Genomic DNA, 5,499 nt, shown 5'->3' on the forward strand with positions numbered 1-5,499 from the left:
TTAACATAATGCACGTTATACGACGCCAATAATTTTTATTCATATATATCAATATCTTGCGCGTTAAAACTTCTATCCGATACAGCTAAAAATTACCTAAAACCAAAAATAGGTTAAAAAATAGGCATTTTTGGCAGCTTTTGCCACTAATTTGCTGATTTTTTAGTCGGTATAACGTGCTTTTACCTGTTCGGCTAACTGTTGACTGCGTTGTTCAAGCTGCTGGGTACTCAGTCGGTATAGCTCACGCTGTTGGGTCTGGTACTGCGTTTGCTGATCAACCAGGACACTGTACTGCACACTGTCCTCAGAACACTGTCCAATCCTGGCTGCCAGGTCAGCAATCAAAAGGCCGTAAAGTTCTCCGGTCTTATGCAAGGCAGTATCACGTTGTTCAAATGCTTTAATTTGCGCCAATTGATTCATTTTAATTTACTCCAAATACAAGCGGACACATGAGGGGACACTTTTTCAGAAAATCCATGTTAAGCCGCTAGAAATTGAGCTGCTTAACATGGATTCCAAGTAGCATTGCCATTTGACGCAGCAGTGCCTTGGATGGCTTTTTTTTGGCTTCTAAGCGGCTATATTGCGACTTACTGATGCCAAGCTGCTGGGCTAAATGTTTTTTACGTAGGCCCAAGTATTTGCGCCAGGCACGCATAGAACTCGATTTTCTGTCAAATACAGCGTTGATAACTTCGGCTGGTATAAGATAGTGCCCTTGATGCGTTTCAAGGCTATAACGCGAAATGGTGCGCTTTAGCGATGGTTTTAATTTTGATGACATAGTGATTGAATCGTTTTTTGTGGTTTAGCAAAGTGCATTGGCTATGGTAATAGCAGATTCAAAAATATTGAAATAGTCACCTAAATTTAATAATGATATTTGCATAACCTAGCTAGTGTAGACGGAATATAAATATATAAATCAATGTCTTATCTGTTTATAGCGCATACAGTTAAAATCCTAGTGTATACAATTTAAGTTATTGATTTATATTAACTTATTTTAAGGTAGTGTATACAAATTTTAAGTCCTAGTGTATACGCTCAAAATCTTACTCTTGCAATGCTTTGAGCTTTGCAACGAGAGTTGCGTGGTGTGTGAATCAAAATCTATGGGTCGTGTGACCTGCTGACTTCCAATCAACATGGTTTTGACAATGCAACCAGGATTAAAACTCTACAAATGCTCTTGCTTTTTTGCTTCTGCTTTTTGCTTTCAAAAAAGAAAAATCTCTTTTTATATTTTTAATACTTTTAAAAGCTTTTAGATCTTCTGTAAGCCTTTAATATCAATTCTTCTAGCTGCTATAAATGGACGTCTATACACCTATAAATGGACGTCTATACACCTATAAATGGACGTCTATACACCTATAAATGGACGTCTATACACCTTTTATTGACTTAAGAAATTAACGACTATATATTGACTTTAAAATTTTAAGACTATTTATAATGCATAACTTGGTAGTTAAGGATAATGCCCTTATTGATGCTAGCTATACTTTAGGACTGGTAGAGCAAAGGCTAGTTTTACTAGCTATTGTAGGAGCGAGAGAAACTGGACTAGGAATTGATTCAACTACGATGCTAAGAATCCATGCTAGTAGCTATATAAATCAATTCAATGCTGACAAGTCCACAGCTTACAGAGTTTTGAATGAAGCTGCTAAAAACCTGTTTAATCGCTATTTCACTTACTCTGAAACAGATGCAAAAACAGGAAAACTTAGAATAGTTCAAACTAGATGGGTTTCAAAAATAGCTTATATAGAAGATGCTGGCACAGTTGAAATATGCTTTTCTCCTGATGTAGTACCCTTTGTGACTCGCTTGGAAAAAAATTTTACAAGCTATGAGTTACAGCAATTAGCTGAAGTAACTAGCTTATATGCAGTGCGGTTATATGAACTATTGATACGTTGGCGTACTGTAGAGAAAACCCCCATATTTGAGCTTGAAAAATTTAGAGGACAGCTAGGTTTAGGGGTTAATGAATATAAGGCAATGGGGGATTTTAAAAAGCGTGTTCTTGATTTAGCCATTAAGCAAATTAATGAGCATACAGATATAACCGTGAAGTATGAGCAGCATAAGCAGGGTCGTACCATTACAGGCTTCTCATTTGCTTTTAAACAGAAGAAAAAATCACTCAAAGTATTGGAAGAAAAATCCAAACCCGCTAAAAAAACGGCTGAGCCATTAAAGAATGCGTGGAATACACCTGAAAATAGCTTGTTTAAGACGCTTTGTGCCAAGTGTCCTACTCTAACCAGGGAATACGTCGAAAACCTCGCCAAAACGCAAAACAAGAGCATCCATGACCTATTGAATATCATGTTTATGGAATACGCCAAGGTTGATTCATTTGAATTGCAGCCAACCAGTTAGCTATAAGCGCTTATATTCTCCTATAAGCTTTTATAAGCGATTTTATGCGTTCATAAGCTCATAGAGTATTTTTAGGGTTTTTACATCTTCTATAAGCGTTTATAGGCTTTTATAGAATGTGATTGGAAGGCAAGATGTGTGTTGTAATATTACATGCACGCATGAAATATCCCAACCCTTTACCTTATTCGCTGAGCTCAACGGTTAACCCCTTACTTAAGGTAGCTAAAATGAATCACTGTAAAACTGATGATGGCCTAAGCGATTTTGATAAAAATGCTTTAGAAACCTGTAAAAAAATGACTATAGATGAGGCATATCAAAAGGAAGTCGCTGCTCGGGCTACTGGAGGAAAACCAAGTGACGATGAGCTACATGAGAAGCGCATGACAGATTTTTTAAATAATATGGCTGCAACATTAAATCGAATGAGCCAGGATGAAAACTATCGGCAACAAGTAGCAGCTAGAGCAACTACAACTCAAAATTAACTGACTGAATTGGTAATCCAGATCTGGGTTACATGACATCTTTCATTCGGTGCCAGCGTCCATTTTAAGCGTTCTTGTGGCCCTATATAGGATGAGCCACCGAGCATCATTGCTTCTCCAAGCTTTATCGTTTTACCACCCGATAGCATTAAGGCCTGTTGGTGATCATCCCAATAAATATCAGGGTTCATACTGGCAATCAAATACAGCTCATTGGCGACTACTTTTGCATAAATACAGCCATCCTTAATCTCTAAAATACCCAGTAGTGCAGCGCTATCACCTGTTTTGCTAGTCGGTAAAGTTGCTAGTTTTGCATAAGTAGGTTTGTTGTGGGTAAAAGCAATCCTATCGTGTTTCAGGTGTTTTTAGCTTATTCCTGAACTGGTGATTCCGGCGTACAAGCAGTAAAAAAGCAACTAGCAGGAAAAAAGAATGGCGCAACATAGAGAAATTCACTGAATAAAATAACAATATTTAACTAGGATATTATGTCAGTTAAAAATTAAATACTATTTAATGAAAACATATATTCAATTAAACAATTTTTGCCAAAACCCCTGTTTCTGCTGAACAGTTTGGGAAGTGTCCTCAACTGTTCTGTTGGACTGTTCAGTACACTGTGCTGGTTGTCCTGTATTTTGTTCTATACCTCTATTTTCAATATCCTTAGCTACTGTACTCAACTGTTCTGATGAACTGTCCTGAACAGTGTTCAGGTGTTCTATCAGGGGGATGAGCTTCTGGTTCATGCTCTGAATTAGTTCACGCTGAAATAGCTCTCTTTCCTTGGCTTCGTCAAGCTGCTGACGCAGTAATTCATTCTCTCGCTTAAGTACAGCTAAGAGCTGGGCAGTAGTCGTGTCCTGGGGCTCAGCACGTTCTGGCGGTACATCAACCGGTTTGACGGACTTGGGGCTTGTCTTGGGTTCTCCATAGACTCGGATTAACTCTGAGAGATCCAGTAAGCCATCCTGGTCTTTACTTAAGATTCCCTTCTGAATAGCCTGATACAGGGTGTTCCTTGATTTTTGATATAAAGTGGCAGCCTGGCTTATCTTGAGCTTTGTGGCCATGTGCATTCCATGCCGAAGTAAGTTAGAAAATGATCATAAGCGAATCGCATGAGTAGAACAATCAGGCTGAAAACCCTATTGAAATCAAGGCAATTTTTTACAAGCATTTTTAGTGGATTGCACTTATAAAAATGAGTTTTTTTTGCCTTTTTCACTATTTTGTATTAACATAATTGTATTAACAAAAAGCGATGCAACGATGGAAATTGAGTTTTCATGGGATGAGCATAAAGCAGAGGTAAACCTTAAAAAGCATGGAGTCGCTTTTGAAGATGCAACACTGGTTTTTTATGATGCTTATGCCGTATTTCAACAGGATCGCTTTGAAAATGGTGAATATCGCTGGCAGGCAATTGGTCTAGTGCATGGACAAACCGTTTTACTGGTTGCGCATACGGTACAAGATCATGATGGGATTGATCATATCCGCATTATTTCGGCACGACAGGCAGTGAAAAAAGAGAGGAAACAGTATGAGCAAAACCGTCAACTACAAAATGGATTTGAATAATCCTCCTGTTTTGTCTGAAGAACAAAAGGCAAGACTTGAAGCTTTGGCTAAACGCCCAGACAGTGAAATAGATTTTTCGGACATTCCTGAACTTGATGAAAGTTTCTGGAAAAATGCAGTGCAGAACCCTTTTTACAAGCCGACTAAACAAGTGACTACGGTTCGTATTGATGCAGATGTAATGCAATGGCTAAAGGCCCAAGGTAAAGGCTATCAGACAAGAATGAATAAGATTTTGCGTGATGCCATGCTGCAAGAATTAAAGAATCATCCATAAAAAATGGGAGCTATAGGCTTCCATTTTTATTACATTTTTTAAATTTTTAGGCGTGTTGTACTGTGATCTTTAAACCTAAAGCATTCACTACACGATTAATCGTATCAAAACGTGGTGCAGAGTCGTGACGAAGTGCTTTATACAGAGCCTCACGTCCAATTCCTGCCTCTTTAGCGATTTGAGTCATACCACGAGCTTTGGCAATTACACCAAGTGCGTGGGCTAATTCAGCAGGATCATTTTCTTCGAGAACCATGTTGAGATACATCACAATGTCTTCTTCAGTTTTGAGCGACTCAGCCATATCAAAACTTGGTAAATCAGCGACTTTAACCATTTTAATCCTCCAATGTTTTAGATAATTTGACTGCACGATCGATGTCTTGTTGTTGAGTCGATTTATCTCCTCCACCAAGCATTACAATCACTACGTCACCATGTTGGATGTAATACATCCTCCATCCAGAACCGAAGAATTCTCTCATTTCCCAAACGGCATCTTGGAGAGGTTTAATGTCTCCCCAGTTTCCACGTTGAACCTTATCCAATCTACGATTCAGGCGAATACGGGTCATATTGTCTTTAATGCCATCCAACCATTCATCAAACTCTGGCAGACGTTTAATTTCAATCATGAGGATTCCTTGTTTTCTCACTATATTGTATTCGATCGAATACAATATGCAAGTAATCTATACGGACATCCATTAATTAATTAATTTCGTATAACGTGCATTATGTTAA

At 38.2% G+C, this 5,499-nt stretch carries 10 protein-coding genes; 4 read left to right on the forward strand and 6 right to left on the reverse strand.

Translation table 11 applies throughout. The features are described 5' to 3' along the window. Positions 1-162: 162 nt before the first annotated feature. Complete coding sequence (locus tag E2B99_RS11055) at positions 163-426, reverse strand: hypothetical protein (RefSeq protein WP_134245007.1); 264 nt, start codon at positions 424-426, stop codon at positions 163-165. A 67-nt stretch (positions 427-493) separates the two neighbouring features. Continuing rightward, positions 494-790, reverse strand: a complete 297-nt coding sequence (locus tag E2B99_RS11060) for a helix-turn-helix domain-containing protein (RefSeq protein ID WP_134245008.1) — start codon at positions 788-790, stop codon at positions 494-496. 674 nt (positions 791-1,464) lie between these two features. Between E2B99_RS11060 and repM the strand changes: the two genes are divergently transcribed. Both repM and E2B99_RS11070 read left to right on the forward strand, forming a co-directional pair. Continuing rightward, positions 1,465-2,400, forward strand: a complete 936-nt coding sequence (repM, locus tag E2B99_RS11065) for a replication initiation protein RepM (RefSeq protein ID WP_134245009.1) — start codon at positions 1,465-1,467, stop codon at positions 2,398-2,400. A 230-nt stretch (positions 2,401-2,630) separates the two neighbouring features. After that, complete coding sequence (locus tag E2B99_RS11070) at positions 2,631-2,891, forward strand: hypothetical protein (protein WP_134245010.1); 261 nt, start codon at positions 2,631-2,633, stop codon at positions 2,889-2,891. Here the strand turns inward: E2B99_RS11070 and E2B99_RS11075 are convergent. Both E2B99_RS11075 and E2B99_RS11080 read right to left on the reverse strand, forming a co-directional pair. Then, entirely contained in the window at positions 2,888-3,094 is a 207-nt protein-coding gene (locus E2B99_RS11075; protein WP_134245011.1) for a hypothetical protein, read from the reverse strand. The two genes, E2B99_RS11070 and E2B99_RS11075, sit on opposite strands and share 4 nt — an antisense overlap. Before the next feature lie 330 nt (positions 3,095-3,424). Further along, entirely contained in the window at positions 3,425-3,967 is a 543-nt protein-coding gene (locus tag E2B99_RS11080; protein WP_134245012.1) for a plasmid replication DNA-binding protein, read from the reverse strand. Positions 3,968-4,166: 199 nt separating this feature from the next. On the opposite strand from E2B99_RS11080, the gene E2B99_RS11085 reads away from it, so the two are divergent. Both E2B99_RS11085 and E2B99_RS11090 read left to right on the forward strand, forming a co-directional pair. Beyond that, entirely contained in the window at positions 4,167-4,478 is a 312-nt protein-coding gene (locus E2B99_RS11085; protein WP_134245013.1) for a BrnT family toxin, read from the forward strand. After that, a complete protein-coding gene (locus E2B99_RS11090; RefSeq protein ID WP_134245014.1) occupies positions 4,441-4,755 on the forward strand; it encodes a BrnA antitoxin family protein in 315 nt (104 codons plus the stop codon). Before E2B99_RS11085 ends, E2B99_RS11090 begins: the two co-directional genes overlap by 38 nt. 46 nt (positions 4,756-4,801) lie before the next feature. Here the strand turns inward: E2B99_RS11090 and E2B99_RS11095 are convergent, their stop codons facing one another. Further along, complete coding sequence (locus tag E2B99_RS11095) at positions 4,802-5,092, reverse strand: addiction module antidote protein (RefSeq protein ID WP_134245015.1); 291 nt, start codon at positions 5,090-5,092, stop codon at positions 4,802-4,804. A gap of 1 nt (position 5,093) precedes the next feature. Beyond that, complete coding sequence (locus E2B99_RS11100; protein ID WP_134245016.1) at positions 5,094-5,390, reverse strand: type II toxin-antitoxin system RelE/ParE family toxin; 297 nt, start codon at positions 5,388-5,390, stop codon at positions 5,094-5,096. Positions 5,391-5,499: the final 109 nt, after the last annotated feature.

The sequence above is a fragment of the Alkanindiges illinoisensis genome, assembly GCF_004377485.1.
Classification (GTDB): domain Bacteria; phylum Pseudomonadota; class Gammaproteobacteria; order Pseudomonadales; family Moraxellaceae; genus Alkanindiges; species Alkanindiges illinoisensis_A.

Excerpts from the sequence above, each read along its gene's own strand:
- E2B99_RS11055 (WP_134245007.1), bottom strand. The coding sequence starts at position 426 with ATGAATCAATTGGCGCAAATTAAAGCATTTGAACAACGTGATACTGCC.
- E2B99_RS11060 (WP_134245008.1), bottom strand. The coding sequence starts at position 790 with ATGTCATCAAAATTAAAACCATCGCTAAAGCGCACCATTTCGCGTTAT.
- repM (WP_134245009.1), top strand. The coding sequence starts at position 1,465 with ATGCATAACTTGGTAGTTAAGGATAATGCCCTTATTGATGCTAGCTAT.
- E2B99_RS11070 (WP_134245010.1), top strand. The coding sequence starts at position 2,631 with ATGAATCACTGTAAAACTGATGATGGCCTAAGCGATTTTGATAAAAAT.
- E2B99_RS11080 (WP_134245012.1), bottom strand. The coding sequence starts at position 3,967 with ATGGCCACAAAGCTCAAGATAAGCCAGGCTGCCACTTTATATCAAAAA.
- E2B99_RS11085 (WP_134245013.1), top strand. The coding sequence starts at position 4,167 with ATGGAAATTGAGTTTTCATGGGATGAGCATAAAGCAGAGGTAAACCTT.
- E2B99_RS11090 (WP_134245014.1), top strand. The coding sequence starts at position 4,441 with ATGAGCAAAACCGTCAACTACAAAATGGATTTGAATAATCCTCCTGTT.
- E2B99_RS11095 (WP_134245015.1), bottom strand. The coding sequence starts at position 5,092 with ATGGTTAAAGTCGCTGATTTACCAAGTTTTGATATGGCTGAGTCGCTC.
- E2B99_RS11100 (WP_134245016.1), bottom strand. The coding sequence starts at position 5,390 with ATGATTGAAATTAAACGTCTGCCAGAGTTTGATGAATGGTTGGATGGC.